2 tRNA genes and 1 rRNA gene are annotated in these 592 nt (G+C 42.6%); all 3 read right to left on the reverse strand.

The features are described from left to right. Positions 1-215 precede the first annotated feature (215 nt). Positions 216-291, reverse strand: a tRNA-Ala gene (locus DC083_RS10105). Positions 292-310: 19 nt separating this feature from the next. After that, positions 311-387, reverse strand: a tRNA-Ile gene (locus DC083_RS10110). Positions 388-460: 73 nt separating this feature from the next. Next, positions 461-592 (reverse strand): 16S ribosomal RNA (locus DC083_RS10115); the annotation flags it as partial.

The following is a 592-nucleotide window of genomic DNA, read 5'->3' on the forward strand; positions in this document are numbered from 1 at the left end:
GATTAGAGTATAAATAATATGACTTAATTTACTTCCTTACTACTTGTAAGATTATAAATCACTTTATTTATCGTCTATTCTATTTCGGAAGAAGAATTATAGAGATTTAATCTTCATTAGCAAGCTTACTTATTACTCATTCTAGTAATGAGTGACTGCTAACCCTAAACTTTATCTCTCTAGATCCTCAACTACCAATCCATAACCATTTAAAATGGTGGAGGATAACGGAGTCGAACCGATGGCCTCCTGCGTGCAAGGCAGGCGCTCTACCAACTGAGCTAATCCCCCTTTTACCGGGTTACTTATTTGGTGGGCCTAGGTAGACTCGAACTACCGACCCCACGCTTATCAAGCGTGTGCTCTAACCAACTGAGCTATAGGCCCAGATCTAGCTTTTCTCTTCTTCTATCTTAAATAAGTTTCTATGGAAGCTCGTACCTCTTGCGAGTCGCTCTTTAAAGGAGGTGATCCAGCCGCAGGTTCCCCTACGGCTACCTTGTTACGACTTCACCCCAGTCATCGACCACTCCGTGGTAAGCGCCCATTTTTAAGCTACCTACTTCTGGAGCAATCAACTTCCATGGTGTGA

Source organism: Ignatzschineria ureiclastica (genome assembly GCF_003121845.1).
GTDB classification, from domain to species: Bacteria; Pseudomonadota; Gammaproteobacteria; order Cardiobacteriales; family Wohlfahrtiimonadaceae; genus Ignatzschineria; species Ignatzschineria ureiclastica.